This window comes from Pseudomonas sp. LTGT-11-2Z, assembly GCF_003691445.1.
Classification (GTDB): Bacteria; Pseudomonadota; Gammaproteobacteria; order Pseudomonadales; family Pseudomonadaceae; genus Aquipseudomonas; species Aquipseudomonas monteilii.
In genome coordinates this window covers 350,387-372,412 of the sequence record NZ_CP033104.1, presented here as the reverse complement: position 1 = coordinate 372,412, position 22,026 = coordinate 350,387, and the positions used below count along the sequence as shown (strand labels likewise).

The following is a 22,026-nucleotide window of genomic DNA, read 5'->3' as shown; positions in this document are numbered from 1 at the left end:
CCCCGGTTGATCAGTGCAGCGATGGCTTGGGCGCGGGTGCGGCCGGCTTGGCCAGCTCGGAGAACAGCAACAGCGGTGCCACGCGCAGGTATTCCATGACTTCCATGTAGTCGCTCTCGCCGTCTTCGGACTCTTCGAGCGCTTCCTGCACCTGGGAAATAGCCACCAGGTCCTGCAGCACGTCCTTGGCTTCGTCGGACAGGTCCTTGCCACCGGCATTCAGGCCAAAACCGGTGATGAAGCCCTGGCACCACTGGCCCAGCGCGGTGGCGCGGTCGCTCAGTGCGGCGTCGTCGGAAGGCAACAGCAGGACAATGGCCATGTCGTCGCTGGTGAGCTCGCCCTTGACCATTTCCTGCAGGCCGACCAGGGCATTGCGCACGGTATCACCGGGCTCGGTTTCCAGCAGCTGGGCGGCATCTGCCAGCCAGCCGTCGGCGTCAAAGCCGGCACCGGCGCAGCTACGGCCGATCAGCAGGCCGTGCAGCTCGGCCGGGGTAACAGGGTGGCCATTGCTCGAAAGCAGCATGGCGAAGGCGATGTAGGGCGATTGGGTATTGGGCATGGGCAGCTAGGCGCCAGACGGCGCAATGACTAGAATGGAGACCTTGTATCCTAGCACCGGCAGGCGCGCCAAGACCATCGGCACTGGCCGTCGCCGCCCAGGGAGAGGCATCATCGCCAGGTGACTCAACGACGGAGCGAATCGAGTGCAACCCACGCAAGAGAACGACCTGCAGGCACTGATGAGCCGATTCGAGTTGCTGATCGAACGCGTCGAGCAACTAAAACGGCAAAATGCACTCCTAGTAGCGCAGGAAAAATCCTGGCGCGAAGAGCGCGCCCACCTCATCGAAAAGAACGAGATCGCCAAGCGCAAAGTCGAGTCGATGATTTTACGCCTCAAGGCTCTGGAGCAAGACTCATGAGTTCAAGCAATAGCGTCACCGTGCAGATCCTCGACAAAGAATACTCGATCATCTGCCCACCGGAAGAGCGCAACAACCTGGTCAGCGCCGCGCGCTACCTGGACGGCAAAATGCGCGAGATCCGCAGCAGCGGCAAGGTGATTGGCGCCGACCGTATCGCGGTGATGGCAGCCTTGAACATTACCCACGAGATGCTTCACCGCCAGGAAGACCGTAATGAAGCGCCGGCCAGCGGCACCACCCGTGAACAGGTGCGCGACCTGCTGGAGCGGGTCGATCAGGCGCTGTCCGACGACACGGGTACCAAAATCGGCTGACATTGGTATACTGGCGCCACTCCCTGGGGGATGCGCCAGTCGGTTATGTCCCTGAGCCGATACGCACAACCACGGGGGTTGCACGCTGGGGCCGGTGTGCATGTCCGCCCGACGGAAAGCCTTAACGCCCCCTGCAATCTCCACCTTGAACTTTCGGGTTCAAGGGCTACACCGATAGCGGTCTTATCGGGGAGCCTGAATTTTCTTGCCCGCCCCTTCTGGCGGGCAATTCGTTTTGGCCGACAATGTAGGCCATCACTTCTGGGATCGCCCGTGCCATGACCGACACCGCGCCGCTCACCCGCCCCCAGCTCCGTCGCCTGCTTCGCAACGCCCGCCGCGCCCTTACCCCTGCCCAGCAACGCCAGGCCACCCTCGGCCTGTACCGCCAACTGGCGCAACACCCGCTGTTCCGCCGCGCCCGGCACATTGCCTTGTATTTGCCGAACGACGGCGAAATCGACCCCGGCCTGCTGCTGCGCGAAGCTCAGCGCCGCGGCAAGCGCACCTACCTGCCGGTGCTGCATGCCTGGCCACGTACGCGCATGGTGTTCCAGCGTTTCGAGCAGGGCGAAAAGCTCAAGCCCAACCGCTTTCGTATTCCCGAACCCGTCACCGACCGCAAGCGCCAACGGCCGATCTGGGCGCTGGACCTGATCCTGCTGCCGCTGGTCGGTTTCGATGAGGTGGGCGGGCGCTTGGGCATGGGCGGCGGCTTTTATGATCGCAGCCTGGCCTACCAAGGGCGTCGCAAAACCTGGAAGAAGCCTTTGCTGCTGGGGCTGGCGCATGAATGCCAGAAGGTCGAGCGGCTGGCGCAGGCCAGTTGGGATGTACCGCTGCAGGGGACGGTCTCGGACCGTGGCTGGTACCTGGCGCCGCGTTGAGCGGCGCCAGCAAGGGCATCAACGTTGTTGTGGCTGGATGGCGTCGACCGGCATCTGGTAGGCGTTGTCCAGCTTGCGCTCCCAGAACCCTTGCGCATAACCGGTAGTGACCACACCCAGGCCAAAAATGAACACCAGGATCCACAGCAGATCCGGCTTTTTACGTTGATTCATCGAAGAATGCCCCCCAGGCAAACTGTTCAGTGCGCGGCGATTTTCTGGGAATCGCCAGCGCATAGCGCTTTAAACGGGGCGCATTTTCCGACAACCTGCGTCCGCACGCAAACCTTGACGCCAACCGGCTGTCGGTTTCGTGCAACAGGTTATTTCAAACCTTTTCAGGAGCGACATCCATGGCCTATTGGCTGATGAAATCCGAGCCCGACGAGCTCTCCATCGAAGCCCTCGGCCGCTTGGGCGAAGCGCGCTGGGACGGCGTGCGCAACTATCAGGCGCGTAATTTCCTGCGGGCCATGAGCGTGGGTGACGAATTTTTCTTCTACCACTCCAGCTGCCCGCAACCGGGCATCGCCGGCATTGCCAGGATCGTTCGCGCAGCCTACCCCGACCCGACCGCGCTGGACCCGCAAAGCCACTATTACGATGCCAAGGCCACGCCCGAGAAAAACCCGTGGAGCGCGGTGGATGTGGCCCATGTGCAAACCCTGCCTCGGGTGCTGGAGTTGGGCTGGCTGAAACAACAAGCCGGCCTGGCCGAGTTGCCGCTGGTGCAAAAAGGCAGCCGCCTGTCGGTGATGCCGGTAACACCCGAACAATGGGCGGTGATTGTCGCGTTGCGTTGAATGTGCAGCTAAGGTCAAGGGTTTGACCGATATCAACACGCCATACAGGGCCGCGCGCCATGATGTGCTGTGCATGACCGCAAGGATGCAGAACGATGAACCGATATGCCCCCAGAATCTTCGCCACCGCACTGATCGCCCTGCTGGCAACAGCCGGTGGTCTGGGGTACTGGAAATCGCTCCACGACCAGTTGCCCGAAGGCCTGAGCATGGGAAATGGCCGCCTGGAGGCCACAGAAGTGCAAATCGCCAGCAAAATCCCCGGTCGCCTGGCCGAAGTGCTGGTCGACGAAGGCGACAAGGTCACCCGCGGCCAGTTGCTGGCACGTATCGACACCCGCACCATGGAAGCCCAGCGCAGCCAGGCCGAAGCCGAAGTGCTGCGCGCCCGGGAAAACTACGCAGCGGCCCAAGCGTCCGTACAGTTGCGCCAGAGCGAATTGCTGCTGGCCAGCCAGGAACTCAAGCGCGTGCGCGAAATTTTCCAGCGCAAGTACGCCAGCCAGCAGTTGCTCGACCAACAGCAGGCGCGCTTCGACACGGCCAACTCGGCCGTGGTCGCGGCCCGCGCCCAGCTGGCAGCAATCAAGGCCGCCATCGGCGCCGCCGAAGCCCAGGTGGCCCAGCTCACCAGTGAAATCGACGACAGCAGCCTGCGTGCGCCCATCGACGGCATTATCCAGTTGCGCCTGGCCGAACCCGGTGAAGTGCTGGGTGCTGGCGGCCGCGTGCTGATGCTGATCGACCCCAGCGACCAGTACATGAACCTGTACCTCCCAGCTTCCACCAGCGGCCGGCTGACGGTAGGCGACCAGGCGCGGATCGTGCTCGACGCCCTGCCCGAACGCGCCCTTGCGGCGAAAGTGGCTTTCGTTGCGGCCAAGGCCCAGTTCACCCCCAAACAGGTGGAAACCCGCGACGAGCGGCAGAAGCTGGTGTTCCGGGTAAAACTGCGCCTGACCGATCCGGGCACCGTGCCGCAGGCCAAACCGGGCATGCCTGGCGCCGGCTACGTGCGCACGGCTGAGGTGGACTGGCCGGCCAACCTGCAATGAACGCCCCGGCACTGCTGGCCGAGGGTATCAGCCACCGCTATGGCGACCTGACGGCGCTGCATACACTGGGTTTCAGCCTGCCTGCCGGTACCCGCTGCGCACTGATCGGCCCTGACGGCGCGGGCAAATCGACCCTCCTTGGGCTGATCGCCGGCGTGAAGCGCCTGCAACAGGGCGAGTTGCAGGTGCTGGGCGGCTCGATCCGCCAGCGCCGTCATCGGGCGGCGCTGTACCCGAAGGTGGCGTTCATGCCGCAGGGGCTGGGCAACAACCTGTACCCGGAACTGTCGATCAGCGAGAACATCCGCTTTTTCGCCACCCTGTTCGGGCTGGGCCGGCGCGAGTGCGAGCAGCGTATGGCCAACCTGCTGCAAGCCACCGACCTGCAGCGCTTTGCCGAGCGGCCGGCCGGCAAGCTGTCAGGCGGCATGAAGCAGAAGCTGGGCCTGTGCTGCGCGTTGATCCACGAGCCGGACCTGCTGATCCTCGACGAGCCGACCACTGGCGTAGACCCGTTGTCGCGGCGGCGCTTCTGGGAGCTGGTCGAACAGGTACGCGCACAACGCCCCCAATTGACCCTGTTGGTGGCCACCGCCTACATGGAAGAAGCCGAACAATTCGAGCATTGCCTGATGCTCGATGGCGGCCGCCTGCTGGCCGCAGGCCCTAGTCATGAGCTGGCCGCAGCCACCCCCAGTGGCAAGCTGGACGACGCCTTTACCCACTACCAGGGCGCAGGCAAGGCGCAGCATCAACCCCTGACCATCCCGCCGCGTGAGGCCAAGGACGGCCAGATCGCCATTGAGGCCCACGACCTGACCCTGCGCTTTGGCGACTTTACAGCCGTGAACAAGGTCAGCTTCGCCATCGGTCGTGGGGAGATCTTCGGCTTCCTCGGCTCCAACGGCTGCGGCAAGACAACCACCATGAAAGTGCTCACCGGCCTGATGCCGGCCAGCGAGGGCAGCGCCAGCCTGCTGGGGCGCCCGGTGGACGCCAGCGACCTGGCCACGCGCAAGCGGGTCGGTTTCATGTCGCAGAGCTTCTCGCTGTATGGTGAGCTCAGCACCCGGCAAAACCTGGCCTTGCATGCCCGCCTGTTCGACCTGCCCAAAGCCGAAAGCGCCCAGCGCATCGACGAATTGATAGGGCGCTTCGACCTCGCCGCTATCGCCGACCAGCCGTCCGGCGCCCTGCCCCTTGGCCTGCGTCAGCGCCTGTCGTTGGCGGTGGCGGTGCTGCACCGCCCGGAAGTGTTGATCCTCGACGAACCGACCTCTGGCGTCGACCCGGCCGCCCGCGACGACTTCTGGCGCCTGCTGGTAGAACTATCCCGCGAGCAAGGCGTGACCATTTTCCTTTCCACTCACTTCATGAACGAAGCCCAGCGCTGCGACCGCATCTCGCTGATGCATGCCGGGCGGGTACTGGCCTGCGACACACCGGAGGCGTTGCAGCGCCAGTACCACGGCCACACCCTGGAGGACGCATTCGTGCGCTGCCTGGAGCAAGCCCAGGCGCTGGCACCACAAGCCACGGACAACGCTGTGCTGGAGCAGGCCGCCACGGCCGCGCCGCCGCTGCGCCGGGGCTTCAGCCTGCGCCGCCTGCTGGCGGTGGCCAGCCGCGAGGGCAAGGAGCTGCTGCGCGACAAGGTACGCCTGGCCTTCGCCCTGCTGGGTGCGCTGTTCATGATGGTGATCTTCGGCTACGGCATTTCGCTGGATGTGGAAAACCTTGCCTTTGCTGTACACGACCAGGACCAGAGCCCGCAAAGCCGGGCCTACCTTGAGGCCTTCCGTGGCTCACGGTATTTCGCCGAGCAGGCGCCGATCCGCGACAGCCGCGAAATGCACCAGCGCCTGCAACGCTCGGAAATCAAACTGGCGCTGGAGATTCCTCCCGGTTTTGGGCGTGACCTGTATGCCGGACGCCAGCCGGTGGTGGCAGCCTGGCTCGACGGCGGCATGCCGTTCCGTGCAGAAACCAGCCGCAACTACGTGGAAGCCGTGCACCAGGCCAACCTGGAGCAATTGGCAAGGGCCAGCCCACAGCCGCAGGCGCGGCAGGACCTGGTGCGCCTGGAAACGCGTTTTCGCTACAACCAGGACGTGGTCAGCGTGAATGCCATCGGCCCGGGCGTGATGGCACTGATCCTGGCCTTCATCCCGGCCATGCTTACTGCGCTGGGCATCGTCCGCGAGAAAGAGCTGGGCTCCATCACCAACTTCTATGCCACCCCCCTCACGCGCCTGGAGTTCCTGCTGGGCAAGCAGATGCCCTACCTTGCCGTGAGCCTGGTCAACCTGGCGCTGCTGGTGGCGATGAACCGCTGGCTGTTCGCCGTGCCGCTAAAGGGCAGCGTGCTGGCCCTGGCCTGCGGGGGTGTGGCCTACCTGCTGGCCACCACCAGCCTGGGCCTGCTGATCTCGGCGTTCACCCGCACCCAGATCGCGGCCATCCTGGGCACCATGATCATCACCAGCCTGCCAACCATCCAGTTTTCCGGGCTGATCGTGCCACGCTCGTCGCTGGACGGCGCAGCGGCGGTGATGGGCCAGCTGTTCCCGGCGGGCTATTTCCTCGATATCGCGGTCGGCACCTTCACCAAGGCACTGGGCCTGCGCGAACTGTGGCCGCAGTGCCTGATCCTGCTGGGCTTCTTTGCCGCGTTCACCGGCCTGAGCCTGGCCATGCTGAAGAAGCAGGAGGCCTGACATGTCGCGCCTGAACCACACCCTGCGCCTGGGCCTGAAAGAACTGACCAGCCTGCGCCACGACAGCGTCCTGCTGCTGTTCCTGCTGTATGCCTTCAGCGTGGCGATCTACATGCCGGCAGCCGGCTCGGTGATTGGCGTGCACAACGCCAGCGTCGCGGTGGTGGACGAAGACCACAGCCTGCTCTCACGCAAGCTTAGCGAAGCCTTGCAACCGCCCGAGTTCCAGCCCGCCGTGCCGCTGGCACCGGAGCACCTGGACCAGGCCATGGACAGCGGCCAGTACACCTTCGTGATCAATGTGCCGGTGAATTTCCAGAGCGACCTGTTGGCCGGGCGCTCGCCGGAATTGCAGATCAATGTCGATGCCACGGCCATGAGCCAGGCGTTCATGGGCGCGGGCTATATCGGCCGCATCTTCGAGCGTGAACTGCTCGACTACAGCCAACGCGCCAATGTGCAAAGCCCAGTGCTGATCAACCCCAAAGCGCTGTTCAACCCCAACCTGGAGGGCGGTTGGTTTCTGGCGGTGATCCAGATCGTCAACAACATCACCATTCTGGCGATCATCCTGACCGGCACCGCGCTGCTGCGTGAGCGTGAGCACGGCACCCTCGACCACCTGCTGGTGCTGCCGCTGACGGCACTGGAAATCATGCTGGCGAAGATTGGCAGCAACGCGCTGGTAGTGGTGATCTGCACGTGGATTTCGCTGGTGGTGGTGGTGAAAGGTGCGCTGGGCGTGCCGTTGTCCGGCTCGATGGGGCTGTTCCTGGCCGTGACGGCGCTGTACCTGTTCGCCAGTACCGCGCTGGGCATCTTCCTCGCCACCCTGGCGCGCTCGACACCGCAGTTCGGCCTGCTGGCGATCCCGGTGATCATCCCGATGCTGTTGCTGTCAGGCGGCAGCACACCGCTGGACAGCATGCCGCAGTGGTTACAGTGGGTGATGCAGGGCTCGCCGTCGACGCACTTCGTCAGCCTGGGGGCTGCGATCCTGTTCCGGGATGCAGGCTGGGCGGTGGTATGGCCGGATATCCTGGCGCTGGGCCTGATCGGCCTGGTGTTCTTCAGCGTGGCGCTGGCGCGGTTTCGTCGGAGCCTGGCGTCCTGATAACGCAGGCACCGTGGAGGCATCTGTGGGAGCGGACACGCCCGCTCCCACAATTGATCACTGCACGATCAGGTTGTTGAACAGCAAGTCTTCAACAATCGGCTTGCCCTCTTCTGCTTCCAGCACCTGCTGCACCTGCTTCAGCGCCTCCTGACGCAGGTGTTCCTTGGCTTCGACGTTGCTCATGCTGTCCACCGTCTGCTGGGTGAACAGTGCCACCAGCTGGTTGCGGATCAGCGGTTCATGGTGCTGCACCGCCTTGGCGGCTTCATCGCCCGTCACGCGTAGGGCCACATCGGCCTTGTACACACGCAGCCGTGGGCCGCCGTCGAGGGCATAGTTGCCAACAAAGGGCGGGCTCAGGCTGATGTAGGCGACCTTGGGCGCCCCTTCCTTGGCTTCTTCGGCCATGGCCGCAGCCGGCAGCAGCAGCGCCAATACCATCAAGATCCACGCTTTCACGAATTCGCTCCTCAATACAGTTGGCGCCAGCTTACCCAGCACACCGCTCAAACCCAAGCCCGGGCTTATGCCGGCACTTATGCCTGCACATCAGGGCGGGCCATGCTCGTTGACCCGGCAGGTGGCCCTCCTACACTTATCGGCCACTACCCGCAAAGGAATAGCCCCGATGAAAGCTGTGTTGTGCAAAACCCTGGGCCCGGCGCGCAACCTGGTGCTGGAAGACGTGGCCAGCCCGCTGCCGAAGAAGAACGAGATCCTGCTGGATGTGCAGGCCGCCGGGGTCAACTTCCCCGACACCCTGATCATCGAAGGCAAGTACCAGTTCCAGCCGCCGCTGCCATTCTCGCCGGGTGGCGAAGCAGCGGGCGTGGTGGCTGCGGTCGGAGAAAAGGCCGGTGCGTTCAAGGTGGGTGACCGGGTCATGGCGCTGACCGGCTGGGGCGCGTTCGCCGAACAGGTGGCGGTGCCGTTCTACAACGTACTGCCGATCCCGGCGAGCATGGACTTCACCACCGCTGCGGCATTCGGCATGACCTACGGCACCTCCATGCACGCCCTGCGCCAGCGTGGCCAACTGCAAGCAGGTGAAACCCTGCTGGTGTTGGGCGCTTCCGGCGGTGTTGGGCTGGCGGCAGTGGAAATCGGCAAGGCCATGGGTGCACGGGTGATCGCGGCGGCCAGCAGTGCCGAGAAACTGGCCGTGGCCAAGGCGGCCGGGGCGGATGAGCTGATCGACTATAGCCAGGCCAGCCTGCGCGACGAGATCAAGCGGCTGACCGGTGGCCAGGGTGTGGATGTCATCTACGACCCGGTCGGTGGTGAGCTGTTCGAGCAGGCCGTGCGCGGGCTAGCCTGGAATGGCCGGCTGCTGGTGGTGGGCTTTGCCAGCGGGACCATCCCGCAGTTGGCGGCCAACCTGGTGTTGCTCAAGGGCGCGGCAGTGCTGGGGGTGTTCTGGGGGGCGTTTGCACAGCGCCAGCCGGAAGACAATACGGCTAACTTCAAGCAGCTGTTTGCCTGGCATGCCGAGGGCAAGTTGAAACCGCTGGTGTCGCAGACTTATCCACTGGCTGAGGCTGGGGCTGCCATCGAGAAGTTGGGGCAGCGGCAGGCAGTGGGTAAGTTGGTGGTGCAGATGCACTGATTATTCTGGGGCCGCACAGCGGCCCCAAAAGCTCAGACTTCCCGCAGGTTATGACAGCGTCGAAACCGCGCCTCCAGGTTACGATCGGGCATCTGGTGGCTGCGCAAGGCATTCAACGTCTGCTCCACGTAGTCCCGCGTGGTGCCATAACGCCCCTTGGCACTGGCCAGAATCTGGCTGAGCAAGGTATCTGGCAAGTTCCCCGCATAGCACGGCAAATGCCGCTCCAGCACAAAGCCTAAAGCCTGCACCTTGCTACCATCGCCCAGCCGGCAGGTGAGCCAGTGCGGTCGGTATGCCGGGTACGGCATCTCGCGCTGCCACAGGGCCATCAGCGAGTCGTCCAGGTTGCTTTCATCCAGCCGGTAGGCAAAGCCGCTGCAGGAACCGCCACGGTCCAGGCCAAACACCAGCCCGGGAGTTTCCGGGGTACCACGATGTTCGTGCGACCACAGGTACAAGCCCCGGTGATAGCCATGCACCCGCGCGCGCTGGCGTTCTACCGAATTGCATTCCGGCCGCCAGATCAATGAACCATAGGCAAACAACCACACTGGCCCACCCTGATGGCGCGACATGGTCGTCTTCATCGAGTTGAACAACTGGTCGTGAGTATGTTGCTGACCAAAGTCGAGTGCCGGAGGATATGAAACTTCCCAGGACATACTTTCAAGTGCCGACATAAGCTGCCGCCATTATCCCCGTGAACTACGGATGTAGCGAGATTCGATTACGCAGCGGCCCAAGGCCTCTATACCAAGGGCGCTTGCAGTAACCATAGGCCAGAACGGCAGGAATACTCAAGCCCTCGCGTCAGTGTTTCATGCGCGGTTCCGACGACTGGGGAGTACTGTTTCAACAGCGGTGAAAGTTATTAGCCAAGGCGGTAACAATTACCGCCTTATACCCACACTTTCAAACTTCGGTTATTAACCGCGCGGTGCGTAGGCAAACACATCCGCACGCATGCGGTGTGCATCCATGCCGGCTTCGACCAGGGCATCGAGGGTGGCGTAGATCATGTTTGGGGAACCACTGGCATACACATACACGGTGTTGAGGTCGGCAATGTCCTCGCAAACCGCCTCGTGCAACATGCCGCAACGGCCTTCCCAGCCGCACAGGTCGCTGACAACCTGATGCAGGAACAGGTTGGGCAGACGCTGCCATTCATCCCAGTGCTCGATCTGGTAGAAGTCTTCGGGCCTGCGCACGCCCCAGTAAAGGTGCACTGGGTGCTTGAAGCCCTTGGCCCGGCAATGCTCGACCAGGCTGTGCATCTGGCCCATGCCGGTACCCGCGGCGATCAGCACCAGCGGCCCATCCGGCAGCTCGGCCAGATGAGTGTCGCCGAACGGCATTTCGATGCGCGCCAAACCGTCACGCTTGAGTTGCTCGATCAGTTGCAGCGCACTGGGCTCACGCGCCAGCACATGCAGCTCCAGCTCACGACCAGCGTGAGGCGCGGAGGCCAGCGAGAAGGCCGCCTGCTTGCCGCCCTCGCGCTCGATCATCAGGTACTGCCCGGCGTGGTAACGCGGCGGCTTGCCGGCTGGCGCGCGCAAACGCACCCGCCACACGTCGCCACCGACGTCGACGCACTCACTGACGCTGCACGCCAGTTTGCGCACTGGCAGCTCGCCCAGGGCGAGCACACCGTCCCAGAGCAACACACAGTCCTCCAGCGGTTCGGCAATGCAGGTGAACAACTCGCCATGGTCGCGGACTTCGCCGTCCTGCCGTACCCGGCCTTCGACCAACAACGCGGCGCAGACATGGCAATTGCCATTGCGGCAGCTGTTCGGGCAGTCATAGCCCAGCCGCCGCGCTCCATCCAGGATCCGTTCCCCGGGTTCGAGCGCCAGCACCGCCCCGGACGGCTGCAACGTTACCTGCATCAATCTATTCCCAACTGATCCCACAGCTCATCGATACGGCGGGTGACGGCTTCGTCCTTGACGATGACCCGTCCCCATTCGCGTGTAGTCTCGCCCGGCCACTTGTGCGTGGCGTCCAGGCCCATCTTCGACCCCAGCCCCGATACCGGCGACGCGAAGTCCAGGTAGTCGATCGGCGTGTTGTCGATCATCACCGTATCACGCTTGGGGTCCATGCGCGTGGTAATGGCCCAGATCACATCGTTCCAGTCACGGGCGTTGATATCGTCATCGGTCACAATAACGAACTTGGTGTACATGAACTGTCGCAGGAACGACCACACACCCAGCATCACGCGCTTGGCGTGGCCTGGGTACTGCTTCTTCATGGTCACCACCGCCATACGGTACGAGCAGCCTTCCGGCGGCAGGTAGAAGTCGGTGATTTCCGGGAACTGCTTCTGCAGGATCGGCACGAACACTTCGTTCAACGCCACACCGAGGATTGCCGGCTCATCTGGCGGCCGGCCGGTGTAGGTGCTGTGGTAGATCGGTTTCTGCCGGTGAGTGATGCGCTCGACGGTGAACACCGGGAAGCTGTCCACTTCGTTGTAGTAGCCGGTGTGGTCGCCGTACGGGCCTTCCGGGGCCATTTCGCCCGGGTGAATCACACCTTCCAGGATGATTTCGGCGGTGGCCGGCACCTGAAGGTTGCTGCCACGGCATTTGACCAGCTCGGTGCGGTTACCGCGCAGCAGGCCAGCGAAGGCGTACTCGGAGAGGGTGTCCGGTACCGGGGTCACGGCACCAAGGATGGTCGCCGGGTCAGCGCCCAGCGCCACGGCAACCGGGAACGGCTGGCCGGGGTTTTTCTCGCACCACTCGCGGTAGTCCAGGGCGCCACCACGGTGGCTGAGCCAGCGCATGATGACCTTGTTGCGGCCGATGACCTGCTGGCGGTAGATGCCTAGGTTCTGGCGGTCCTTGTTCGGGCCACGGGTAACGGTAAGGCCCCAGGTGATCAGCGGCGCCACGTCGCCGGGCCAGCAGTGCTGGATCGGCAGCGCGCCGAGGTCGACATCGTCACCTTCGACCACCACTTCCTGGCACACCGCGTCCTTGACCACCTTCGGCGCCATGGAGACGACCTTCTTGAAGATCGGCAGCTTGGACCAGGCATCCTTCAGGCCCTTCGGCGGCTCGGGTTCCTTGAGGAACGCCAGCAGCTTGCCGATCTCGCGCAGTTCGTCGACCGACTCGGCGCCCATGCCCATGGCCACGCGCTCTGGCGTACCGAACAGGTTACCGAGTACCGGGATGTCGAAGCCGGTGGGCTTTTCGAACAGCAACGCCGGGCCCTTGGCACGCAAGGTGCGGTCGCAGACCTCGGTCATTTCCAGAACGGGGGAAATCGGAACCTGGATGCGCTTGAGTTCGCCGCGCTGCTCCAGGCCACGGATGAAGTCGCGCAAGTCGCGATACTGCATGCATGAGCCTCGTGTTGGCCGTATCGGTCGGGGGTGCAGAGTGTAGCGCCGATAGGGCCGCAATAGCCAAAGTACAGATAGCAAAAAGCCGGGTTTCCCCGGCTTTTGCGTGGTACGACGATGTTACTTGCGCTTCATCGACAAGAAGAACTCGTCGTTGGTCTTGGTCTGCTTGAGCTTGTCGACCAGGAACTCGATGGCGGCGATTTCGTCCATCGGATGCAGCAGCTTGCGCAGAATCCACATGCGCTGCAGTTCGTCGTCGGCGGTCAGCAACTCTTCGCGGCGGGTACCGGAACGGTTGATGTTGATGGCCGGGAACACGCGCTTCTCGGCGATGCGGCGGTCCAGTGGCAGCTCCATGTTACCGGTGCCCTTGAACTCTTCGTAGATCACTTCGTCCATCTTCGAGCCGGTTTCGACCAGCGCGGTGGCGATAATGGTCAGCGAGCCGCCTTCCTCGATGTTACGCGCAGCACCAAAGAAGCGCTTCGGCTTCTCCAGGGCGTGGGCGTCGACACCACCGGTCAGCACCTTGCCGGAGCTCGGGATCACGGTGTTGTAGGCACGCGCCAGACGGGTGATGGAGTCCAGCAGGATGACCACGTCCTTCTTGTGCTCGACCAGGCGCTTGGCCTTTTCGATCACCATTTCGGCAACCTGCACGTGGCGGGTTGGCGGCTCGTCGAAGGTGGAGGCAACCACTTCGCCGCGCACGGTGCGCTGCATTTCGGTCACTTCTTCCGGGCGCTCGTCGATCAGCAGGACGATCAGGTGGCACTCGGGGTTGTTACGGGTGATGTTGGCCGCGATGTTCTGCAGCATGATCGTCTTGCCCGCTTTTGGCGGAGCAACGATCAGGCCACGCTGGCCTTTGCCGATCGGGGCGCACAGGTCGATGACGCGACCGGTCAGGTCTTCGGTGGAGCCGTTACCGGCCTCCATCTTCAGGCGCTTGTTCGGGAACAGCGGCGTCAGGTTTTCGAACAGGATCTTGTTCTTCGCGTTTTCCGGGCGGTCGAAGTTGATGGTGTCGACCTTCAGCAGGGCGAAGTAACGCTCCCCTTCCTTAGGTGGGCGGATCTTGCCGACGATGGTGTCGCCGGTACGCAGGTTGAAACGGCGGATCTGGCTAGGCGAGACGTAGATATCGTCTGGGCCGGCCAGGTAGGACGCATCAGCCGAACGCAGGAAACCGAAACCATCCTGGAGAATCTCCAGCACGCCGTCACCCGAGATCTCTTCGCCGCTTTTCGCGTGCTTCTTCAGCAGGGCGAAAATCACGTCCTGTTTGCGCGAACGGGCCATGTTTTCGATGCCCATCTGTTCGGCCATTTCCAAAAGATCGGTAATCGGCTTTTGCTTGAGTTCAGTCAGGTTCATAAGGGGAGTGACGTAATCATGTAAGAAGGGAGAATTAAGCTTCTGGCTTAATGAGGCCGCGCCGCTAGATGGCGACAGGATCGCGTACTGATTCGAATTAGGGATGCTTCGGCGACGGCGTGTAGAGGGCACTGGAAAAGCAGTGCGAGGCCGAATGTAACACTTGCTTTTTTCTGCGTCTAGTGCTCTGAAAAAGAAAAGCCCCGCATTTGCGGGGCCTTTTCACATCACAGGTGGGCGTCAAGGAACGCCGCCAGCTGCGATTTGGACAGAGCGCCAACCTTGGTGGCTTCGACGTTGCCGTTCTTGAACAGCATCAGCGTCGGGATACCACGCACGCCGTGCTTGGCCGGGGTTTCCTGGTTCTCGTCGATGTTCAGCTTGGCGACGGTCAGTTTGCCCTCGTAGGTGGCAGCGATGTCGTCCAGAACCGGAGCGATCATCTTGCATGGGCCGCACCATTCAGCCCAGTAGTCGACCAGCACCGGGCCTTGAGCCTGCAGTACGTCGGCGTCGAAGCTGGCGTCGGTGACGTGTTTGATTTTGTCGCTCATGGAAATCTCCAAGGTCGTAAGCAATAAAAAACGTTGCCCATCATAGCCGCCCCTGCCGTCTACAGGAAGCTGCGGACGATTGAGTGTAACTATAGTTGTGCAAGACGCCGCGAATCGAAACTGTCATACAGCCGTCATAGAATCGAATGGCACATTGCCTTGCATCAAGGCCAGCACACCGGCTGCGTGTCACGCGTTGGCGACAGCCTGCTATCGTGGCACGATTGCCGGGTTAACGACCGAGAACAACCAGATCATGCCGCATACCATCGCGAAGAACCTGTCCCTGATCGCTGCCATCGACCTTGGCTCCAACAGTTTCCATATGGTCGTGGCCAAGGCCCACCATACCGAAATCCGCATTCTCGAGCGGCTGGGCGAGAAGGTTCAGCTGGCCGCCGGCATCGGCGAGGACCGCCTGCTTAGCGAAGAAGCCATGGAACGGGGCCTCGAATGCCTCAAGCGCTTCGCACAGCTGATCAACGGCATGCCGGCCGGCGCCGTGCGTATCGTCGGTACCAACGCCCTGCGCGAAGCGCGCAACCGTAATGCATTCATCCAGCGCGCCGAGGCCATTCTCGGCCACCCGGTGGAGGTCATCTCCGGCCGTGAAGAGGCGCGCCTGATCTACCTGGGCGTATCGCACACCCTGGCCGACACCCCTGGCAAACGCCTGGTGGCCGACATTGGCGGCGGCAGTACCGAATTCATCATCGGCCAGCGCTTCGAACCGCTGCTGCGCGAAAGCCTGCAGATGGGCTGCGTCAGCTTCACCCAGCGCTACTTCCGCGACGGCAAGATCACCCCGGCGCGTTATGCACAGGCCTACACCGCTGCACGCCTGGAGCTGATGAGCATCGAACACGCCCTGCACCGCCTGACCTGGGACGAGGCCATCGGCTCGTCCGGCACCATCCGTGCCATCGGCGCCGCCATCAAGGCCGGCGGCCTGGGCAATGGCGAGGTCAACGCTGAAGGCCTGGCCTGGGTCAAACGCAAGCTGTTCAAACTGGGCGAGGTCGACAAGATCGACTTCGACGGCGTCAAACCGGACCGCCGCACCATCTTCCCGGCGGGCCTGGCGATTCTGGAGGCGATCTTCGACGCCCTGGAGCTGCAGCGCATGGACCACTGCGACGGCGCACTGCGCGAAGGTGTGCTGTTCGACCTGCTCGGCCGCCACCACCATGAAGACGTGCGCGAACGTACGTTGAACTCGCTGATGGAGCGCTACCATGTGGACCAAGGCCAGGCCGCGCGCGTCGAGCGCAAGGCGTTGCACGCCTTCGACCAAGTGGCCGACGCCTGGGACCTGAAAGACGGAAACTGGCGCGATCTGCTTGGCTGGGCGGCGAAAGTGCATGAAATAGGCCTGGATATCGCCCACTACCACTACCACAAGCACGGCGCCTACCTGATCGAGCACTCCGACCTGTCGGGCTTTTCCCGCGAGGACCAGCAGATGATGGCCCTGCTGGTGCGCGGCCACCGCCGCAACATCCCCAAGGACAAATTCGCCGAACTGGGTGAAGAAGGCGTCAAGCTGCTACGCCTGTGCGTGCTGCTGCGCTTCGCCATCCTGTTCCACCACATCCGTGGCAACCAGCAGATGCCGAAAGTTCAGCTCAAGGCTGCCGATGACAGCCTCGATGTCGCCTTCCCGGAAGGCTGGCTGGAACAGAACCAGCTGACCCAGGCCGACTTCGCCAACGAGGCAGAGTGGCTGACCCGGGTCGGCTTCGTCCTCAGCGTACGTTGAGGACCGGGTTGCTCAGGCGCTCCAGCAGGGTCGCCTGGGCACTGCGCGGGTTCTGATTGCCGGTTGGCGTGCTGCGCACGTAGCGCCCGTCTGGCTGCAAGGTCCAGGCGTGGGTGTTGTCGGTCAGGTAGCCTTCCAGCTCCTTCTTCACCCGCAGCAACAGCTTCTTGCCTTCCACCGGGAAGCAGGTCTCCACACGCTTGTCGAGGTTGCGCTCCATCCAGTCGGCGCTGGACAGGTAGATCTGCTCTTCGCCGCCATTGAGGAAGTAGAACACCCGTGTGTGCTCCAGGAAGCGGCCGATGATCGAGCGCACCTGGATGTTGTGCGAAACCCCCGGAATGCCTGGGCGCAAGCAGCACATGCCACGCACCACCAGGTCGATCTTCACGCCCGACTGGCTGGCCTTGTACAGTGCCTTGATGACCTTGGCATCGGTCAGCGAGTTGAACTTGGCAATGATGTGCGCCGGCTTGCCTTCGAGGGCAAACTGGGTTTCCCGCGCGATCATGTCGAGCATGCCCTTCTTCAGGGTGAACGGCGCGTGCAGCAGCTTTTTCATGCGCAGGGTCTTGCCCATACCGATCAACTGGCTGAACAGCTTGCCGACGTCTTCGGTGAGGGCGTCGTCAGAGGTCAGCAGGCTGTAGTCGGTGTACAGGCGGGCGTTGCCGGCGTGGTAGTTGCCGGTACCGAGGTGCGCATAACGCACGATCTCGCCCTGCTCGCGGCGCAGGATCAGCATCATCTTGGCGTGGGTCTTGAAGCCGACCACGCCGTAGATCACCACCGCACCGGCCGCTTGCAGGCGGCTGGCCATCTGCAGGTTGGACTCTTCGTCGAAGCGCGCGCGCAATTCGATCACTGCGGTGACCTCCTTGCCGTTACGCGCCGCGTCCACCAGCGCATCGACGATTTCCGAGTTGGCCCCGGAGCGGTACAGGGTCTGGCGCACGGCAAGCACATGCGGGTCCTTGGCGGCTTGGCGCAGCAGGTCGATCACCGGGGTGAAGGACTCGAACGGGTGCATCAGCAGGATGTCCTGCTTGCCGATCACGCTGAAGATGTTGTCGGCGTTCTGCAGCAGTTTGGGAATCGCCGGGGTGAACGGCGTGTATTGCAGCTCCGGGTGGCTGTCCAGACCGGTGATGCTGAACAGGCGGGTGAGGTTGACCGGGCCATTGACCTGGTACAGCTCGCTTTCGCTGAGGCTGAACTGCTTGAGCAGGTAGTCCGACAGGTGTTTCGGGCAGGTGTCTGCCACCTCCAGGCGCACGGCGTCGCCGTAACGGCGCGAGAACAGCTCGCCGCGCAGGGCGCGGGCCAGGTCGTCGACTTCTTCGGAGTCCAGCGCCAGGTCGGCGTTACGGGTCAGGCGGAACTGGTAGCAGCCCTTCACCTTCATGCCCTGGAACAGGTCGTCGGCATGCGCATGGATCATCGACGACAGGAACACGTAGTTGGCGCCTGGGCCACCCACCTCCTCCGGCACGCGGATCACCCGCGGCAGCAGGCGTGGGGCCGGGATGATCGCCAGGCCTGAATCGCGACCGAAGGCGTCAACACCTTCGAGCTCGACGATGAAGTTGAGGCTCTTGTTCACCAGCAGCGGGAACGGGTGAGTCGGATCGAGGCCGATCGGGGTGATGATCGGGGCGATTTCGTCGCGGAAGTAGCGGCGCACCCAGGTCTTGAGCTTGGGCGTCCAGTAACGGCGGCGAATGAAGCGGATCTGGTGTTTTTCCAGCTCTGGCAACAGCACGTCGTTGAGGATCGCGTACTGGCGCTCTACCTCGATATGCACCAGCTCGCTGATGCGCGCCAGCGCCTGGTGCGGCTGCAGGCCGTCGGCGCCAGCCTGCTCACGGGCGAAGTTGATCTGCTTCTTCAGGCCGGCGACGCGGATCTCGAAGAACTCGTCGAGGTTACTGGAGAAGATCAACAGGAACTTGAGGCGTTCGAGCAGCGGGTAGCTCTCGTCCAGCGCCTGTTCCAGCACGCGGATGTTGAACTGCAGCTGCGAGAGTTCGCGATGAATGTACAGGCTGCTGTCGTCCAGGCCAGGGACGGCGATCGCCGGGGCGGGCGCGGGGGCAGGCACCGGGGCCACAGGCTCGGCCACCTGCTCCGCTACCGGCTCGGGCGCAGGCGGCAGGTCTGGCGGGGTCTGCACCATCTCTTCTGGGAGCTCCTGGGCATCCTTGATCGCGACAGGGGTGAGCACTTCGTTATTCATCTGGCGTTCCTGAGGACGTTAACGCCCTATCATCAATTGAGCGGCAAGATAAGCGCCCATTATGACGCCTGTGTTACACACCAGGGCAAGCCATGGCGCGTGGCTTCTGGCATTGTCTGAGTAGGAATTGTTCATGTCGAGACACATTTGGACACTTTCACGAACGCGCGCGAAGGGGTAGGCTGCGCGTTCATTTCGCCAGCACCTCAGAAAATGCTTCAACAATTCCTGCAGGATTTCGGCTACTTCGCCCTTTTTCTAGGCACCTTCTTCGAAGGCGAGACCATCCTGGTGCTTGCGGGATTCCTTGCGTTCCGCGGTTACATGGACATCAACCTGGTGTGCCTGGTGGCCTTCTTCGGCAGCTACGCCGGCGACCAGCTGTGGTATTTCATGGGCCGCCGCCACGGGCGCAGGATCCTGGCGCGCAAGCCGCGTTGGCAGGCCATGGGTGACCGGGCGCTGGACCACATTCGCCGACACCCCGATATCTGGGTGCTGAGCTTCCGCTTCGTTTATGGCCTGCGCACCGTCATGCCGGTGGCCATTGGCCTGTCGGGCTACCCGCCGCGCCGCTACTTGCTGCTGAACGGCATTGGTGCGGCCATCTGGGCAATAGCCTTGGGCGCCGCTGCCTACCACTTCGGCGCCATTCTCGAAGGCCTGCTGGGCAACGTGAAGCGTTACGAGCTATGGGTGCTCGGTGGCCTCCTGGCGCTGGGTGGCCTGCTGTGGCTGCGTCGGCGCTTCCGCACCCTGCGTGCGGAGCGCAAGGCGGCGGGCCAGGCCCAGGCCCAAGAGGCTGAGCAGGCTGTAAACCACGAGCAGGAACCAGGCCAGCGGCGCGACCACCGTTAAGCCCAAAGCGCCGGCCAGGTACAATGCCGGCGCATTCAACAGCAGCCGCGCCAGCTCCAGGCGCGCAGCCCAGCGCCGGTTTTCCAGCAACGCTCCCAATACGAACAGACCAAACGCCATCAGCGACCAGCCGAGCACCAGCGCGGCGGCCGGCACGCGTTCGGCCACGTCCATCAAGTAGCTGCCCAAGGCCACATAAACCACAAACTGCGCCGCCACGTAGGCTTGTTGCGCACGGCCCAAGGCAATCTCGAACTTGCGAAACAACGCCAGGTCCTGCTTGGCCTGCGGGTAGCGCACGGCCACATCGGCCGGGCGCCAGCCGGTGGGCATGAACCAGATGCGCAGCTTGTCCCACAGGCTTGTGGTGCGCCTGGCGTCATGCCAGAGCTGGGCATAGAACTGCAGGTTGGCCCACAGCGGGTTCCAGCTGGCCAGCGGCGTGGTCACCCCGAATACCACCGGCTCAGCCGGGTCTTCCTCCTTGAAGGTGCCGAACAGACGATCCCAGAGAATGAACACGCCGCCGTAGTTGCGATCCAAGTAAACAGGGTTTTGCGCATGGTGGACACGATGGTTGGATGGCGTGATCAGCACCCACTCGAGCCAACCGAGCTTGGGAATGTGCCGGGTATGTACCCAGAACTGGTACAGCAGGTTAAGCGAGGCCACAGTGACGAACACCAGCGGTGGCACACCCAGCAGCGCCAGCGGCAGGTAGAAGATCCACGAGAAAATGAACCCGCTACTGGTCTGGCGCAGTGCGGTGGTCAGGTTGTACTCCTCGCTCTGATGATGCACCGAGTGCGCCGCCCACAGCACATTGCGTTCGTGACCCAGGCGATGCAGCCAGTAGTAGCAGAAGTCGTACAGGACGAAGGCCAGCAACCACACCCACCAGGCATCGGGCGGCAAGCGCAGCAGTGCCAAGTGTTCGAAGGCCAGGGCATAGGTCACCAACCCCACGCCCTTGGTCAGCAACCCGGTGCTGGTCGACAGCGCGCCGGTGCTCAGGCTGTTGATCGAATCGGCCAGGGTGAAGTTGCGCTGGCCGCGCACACGGTCGGCCACCAGCTCCACGGCGATCAGCACGAAGAAGAACGGCACGGCCAGCAGTATCAGGTCCATGGGCGCGGTCTCAAGCGTTATCCCACAAGATTAGGCCGCGCCCGCAGGAAACCCTATGGCGACATCTGCCAAACTAGAGGACATTTAGCGCCTCGACTCAGGAGTAGTGAACATGACAAAAAAAGTAGCGGTGATTCTTTCCGGCTGTGGCGTGTATGACGGCGCCGAGATCCACGAAAGCGTGATCACCCTGCTGCGCCTCGACCAGCGCGGCGCTCAGGTGCAGTGCTTCGCGCCGAACATTGCGCAGATGCATGTGATCAACCACCTGACCGGCGAAGAAATGCCAGAATCACGCAATGTGCTGGTGGAATCGGCGCGCATTGCCCGCGGAGAGGTCAAGGACATCCGGGAAGCCAAGGCCGAAGACTTCGATGCGCTGATCGTGCCTGGCGGTTTTGGTGCAGCGAAAAACCTGTCCAACTTTGCCGTGGAAGGCGCCAACTGCAGCGTCAACCCGGACGTACTGGCCTTGGCCGAAGCCTTTGCCGACGCCTGCAAACCGGTCGGCCTGATCTGCATCTCGCCGGCACTGGCGGCGAAAATCTACGGGCCGGGTGTGGTCTGCACCATCGGTACCGACGCAGGCACGGCGGCGGCCGTGACGAAAATGGGCGGCACTCACGAAGAGTGCGATGTGCACGATATTGTCGAAGATACCCAGCGCAAGCTGGTGACGACACCGGCGTACATGGAGGCCAAATCGATCAGCGAAGCGGCTGGCGGGATCTACAAGCTGGTGGACCGGGTGCTGGAGCTGACGCACGAGGGTGACCAGTAAACCCTTGGGGCTGCAAAGCAGCCCCGCATCAAGTTTTACTCAGCCGGGCAATGATCCGGTCCAGCGCATTGGCAAACGCCTGCTTGTCGCGCTCGCCATAGGCCGCCTGCCCTCCCCCCACCTGGCCTTGCTCACGCAGCTCGGTAAACAGGTTGCGCGCCGCCAGGCGGTCGCCCATGTTGCGCTCGTCGAATTCGCGCCCGCGCGGGTCCAGCGCCGCTACGCCCTTTTTCACCAGACGGTCAGCCAAGGGCACATCACTGCAGATCACCAGCTCGCCCGGCACAGCGTGCTCGACCAGGTAATCGTCGGCTGCGTCCATGCCGCTTGGCACCACGATCAACCGCACGATCGAGAACGCCGGCTTGGCGACGGCCTGGCCCGCCACCATCACCACTTCGAACTTGCGCTTGAGGGCGAACTTGACGATCAGATCCTTGGCCGCCTTGGGACAGGCGTCGGCATCGATCCATACACGCATCGGACTACTCTTCATGAATTCAAGGCCCCCATCATGCCTCAAGCTCAGTGA

The 22,026-nt window shown here is 63.0% G+C and carries 21 protein-coding genes, 1 other RNA gene and 1 pseudogene; 12 read left to right on the top strand and 11 right to left on the bottom strand.

The features are described 5' to 3' along the window. Nucleotides 1–10: 10 nt before the first annotated feature. Nucleotides 11–565, bottom strand: a complete 555-nt coding sequence (locus tag D8767_RS01760) for a YecA family protein (RefSeq protein ID WP_016712611.1) — start codon at nucleotides 563–565, stop codon at nucleotides 11–13. 181 nt (nucleotides 566–746) lie between these two features. On the opposite strand from D8767_RS01760, the gene D8767_RS01755 reads away from it, so the two are divergent. From D8767_RS01755 to D8767_RS01740, 4 genes are all read left to right on the top strand, one after another. After that, the gene (locus tag D8767_RS01755) at nucleotides 747–929 is read left to right on the top strand and encodes a TIGR02449 family protein (RefSeq protein ID WP_029886233.1); all 183 of its coding nucleotides are present in this window, start codon (nucleotides 747–749) and stop codon (nucleotides 927–929) included. Next, complete coding sequence (locus D8767_RS01750) at nucleotides 926–1,246, top strand: cell division protein ZapA (protein ID WP_028698408.1); 321 nt, start codon at nucleotides 926–928, stop codon at nucleotides 1,244–1,246. Before D8767_RS01755 ends, D8767_RS01750 begins: the two co-directional genes overlap by 4 nt. 17 nt (nucleotides 1,247–1,263) lie before the next feature. Continuing rightward, nucleotides 1,264–1,443, top strand: a non-coding RNA gene (ssrS, locus tag D8767_RS01745) — 6S RNA. Between the two features lie 81 nt (nucleotides 1,444–1,524). Continuing rightward, on the top strand, nucleotides 1,525–2,133 hold the full coding sequence (locus tag D8767_RS01740; protein WP_016712613.1) for a 5-formyltetrahydrofolate cyclo-ligase: 609 nt from the start codon (nucleotides 1,525–1,527) through the stop codon (nucleotides 2,131–2,133). Between the two features lie 18 nt (nucleotides 2,134–2,151). On the opposite strand, the gene D8767_RS28605 is transcribed toward D8767_RS01740, so the two are convergent. Then, nucleotides 2,152–2,307 (bottom strand): hypothetical protein, encoded by a 156-nt coding sequence (locus tag D8767_RS28605; protein WP_016712614.1) that lies wholly within the window; start codon nucleotides 2,305–2,307, stop codon nucleotides 2,152–2,154. 179 nt (nucleotides 2,308–2,486) lie between these two features. Here D8767_RS28605 and D8767_RS01735 point away from each other — a divergent pair, with 179 nt between their 5' ends. The 4 genes from D8767_RS01735 (at nucleotide 2,487) to D8767_RS01720 (ending at nucleotide 7,822) form a co-directional block, all read left to right on the top strand. Further along, complete coding sequence (locus tag D8767_RS01735; protein ID WP_028698407.1) at nucleotides 2,487–2,936, top strand: EVE domain-containing protein; 450 nt, start codon at nucleotides 2,487–2,489, stop codon at nucleotides 2,934–2,936. Between the two features lie 95 nt (nucleotides 2,937–3,031). After that, on the top strand, nucleotides 3,032–3,991 hold the full coding sequence (locus D8767_RS01730) for an HlyD family secretion protein (RefSeq protein WP_016712615.1): 960 nt from the start codon (nucleotides 3,032–3,034) through the stop codon (nucleotides 3,989–3,991). After that, nucleotides 3,988–6,708 (top strand): ribosome-associated ATPase/putative transporter RbbA, encoded by a 2,721-nt coding sequence (gene rbbA, locus D8767_RS01725; RefSeq protein WP_016712616.1) that lies wholly within the window; start codon nucleotides 3,988–3,990, stop codon nucleotides 6,706–6,708. Before D8767_RS01730 ends, rbbA begins: the two co-directional genes overlap by 4 nt. A gap of 1 nt (nucleotide 6,709) precedes the next feature. Beyond that, nucleotides 6,710–7,822: an ABC transporter permease gene (locus tag D8767_RS01720; RefSeq protein WP_016712617.1), complete on the top strand. Its 1,113-nt coding sequence runs from the start codon at nucleotides 6,710–6,712 to the stop codon at nucleotides 7,820–7,822. Nucleotides 7,823–7,879: 57 nt separating this feature from the next. Here D8767_RS01720 and D8767_RS01715 read toward each other — a convergent pair whose 3' ends face one another. Further along, nucleotides 7,880–8,284 carry a flagellar basal body-associated protein FliL gene (locus D8767_RS01715; RefSeq protein ID WP_016712618.1) on the bottom strand — a complete coding sequence of 135 codons (405 nt, stop codon included), beginning with the start codon at nucleotides 8,282–8,284 and terminating at the stop codon, nucleotides 7,880–7,882. 169 nt (nucleotides 8,285–8,453) lie between these two features. Between D8767_RS01715 and D8767_RS01710 the strand changes: the two genes are divergently transcribed. Then, entirely contained in the window at nucleotides 8,454–9,431 is a 978-nt protein-coding gene (locus tag D8767_RS01710) for an NADPH:quinone oxidoreductase family protein (protein ID WP_016712619.1), read from the top strand. A gap of 32 nt (nucleotides 9,432–9,463) precedes the next feature. Here D8767_RS01710 and D8767_RS01705 read toward each other — a convergent pair whose 3' ends face one another. From D8767_RS01705 to trxA, 5 genes are all read right to left on the bottom strand, one after another. After that, nucleotides 9,464–10,114 (bottom strand): gamma-glutamylcyclotransferase, encoded by a 651-nt coding sequence (locus D8767_RS01705; RefSeq protein WP_016712620.1) that lies wholly within the window; start codon nucleotides 10,112–10,114, stop codon nucleotides 9,464–9,466. Nucleotides 10,115–10,360: 246 nt separating this feature from the next. Further along, complete coding sequence (locus D8767_RS01700; protein ID WP_016712621.1) at nucleotides 10,361–11,329, bottom strand: CDP-6-deoxy-delta-3,4-glucoseen reductase; 969 nt, start codon at nucleotides 11,327–11,329, stop codon at nucleotides 10,361–10,363. Beyond that, a complete protein-coding gene (ubiD, locus tag D8767_RS01695; RefSeq protein ID WP_016489755.1) occupies nucleotides 11,329–12,795 on the bottom strand; it encodes a 4-hydroxy-3-polyprenylbenzoate decarboxylase in 1,467 nt (488 codons plus the stop codon). The genes D8767_RS01700 and ubiD overlap by 1 nt, the downstream gene beginning before the upstream one ends. Nucleotides 12,796–12,918: 123 nt before the next feature. Next, a complete protein-coding gene (rho, locus tag D8767_RS01690; RefSeq protein WP_003253661.1) occupies nucleotides 12,919–14,178 on the bottom strand; it encodes a transcription termination factor Rho in 1,260 nt (419 codons plus the stop codon). Nucleotides 14,179–14,405: 227 nt separating this feature from the next. Next, a complete protein-coding gene (gene trxA, locus D8767_RS01685; RefSeq protein WP_016712622.1) occupies nucleotides 14,406–14,732 on the bottom strand; it encodes a thioredoxin TrxA in 327 nt (108 codons plus the stop codon). A 256-nt stretch (nucleotides 14,733–14,988) separates the two neighbouring features. Here trxA and ppx point away from each other — a divergent pair, with 256 nt between their 5' ends. Further along, on the top strand, nucleotides 14,989–16,491 hold the full coding sequence (gene ppx / locus D8767_RS01680) for an exopolyphosphatase (protein ID WP_016712623.1): 1,503 nt from the start codon (nucleotides 14,989–14,991) through the stop codon (nucleotides 16,489–16,491). Here the strand turns inward: ppx and ppk1 are convergent. After that, nucleotides 16,478–18,727, bottom strand: coding sequence for a polyphosphate kinase 1 (gene ppk1, locus D8767_RS01675; protein WP_016712624.1), 2,250 nt, complete (start codon nucleotides 18,725–18,727; stop codon nucleotides 16,478–16,480). The two genes, ppx and ppk1, sit on opposite strands and share 14 nt — an antisense overlap. 213 nt (nucleotides 18,728–18,940) lie before the next feature. Between ppk1 and D8767_RS01670 the strand changes: the two genes are divergently transcribed. Continuing rightward, nucleotides 18,941–19,585 (top strand): DedA family protein, encoded by a 645-nt coding sequence (locus D8767_RS01670; protein ID WP_020371266.1) that lies wholly within the window; start codon nucleotides 18,941–18,943, stop codon nucleotides 19,583–19,585. 501 nt (nucleotides 19,586–20,086) lie between these two features. On the opposite strand, the pseudogene D8767_RS29065 reads toward D8767_RS01670, so the two are convergent. Continuing rightward, nucleotides 20,087–20,713, bottom strand: a pseudogene (locus D8767_RS29065) (sterol desaturase family protein); the annotation flags it as partial. A gap of 112 nt (nucleotides 20,714–20,825) precedes the next feature. On the opposite strand from D8767_RS29065, the gene elbB reads away from it, so the two are divergent. Next, nucleotides 20,826–21,494: an isoprenoid biosynthesis glyoxalase ElbB gene (gene elbB / locus D8767_RS01660; protein WP_016712627.1), complete on the top strand. Its 669-nt coding sequence runs from the start codon at nucleotides 20,826–20,828 to the stop codon at nucleotides 21,492–21,494. Between the two features lie 28 nt (nucleotides 21,495–21,522). On the opposite strand, the gene D8767_RS01655 is transcribed toward elbB, so the two are convergent. Then, nucleotides 21,523–21,975 (bottom strand): YaiI/YqxD family protein, encoded by a 453-nt coding sequence (locus tag D8767_RS01655; protein WP_016712628.1) that lies wholly within the window; start codon nucleotides 21,973–21,975, stop codon nucleotides 21,523–21,525. Between the last annotated feature and the right edge of the window lie 51 nt (nucleotides 21,976–22,026).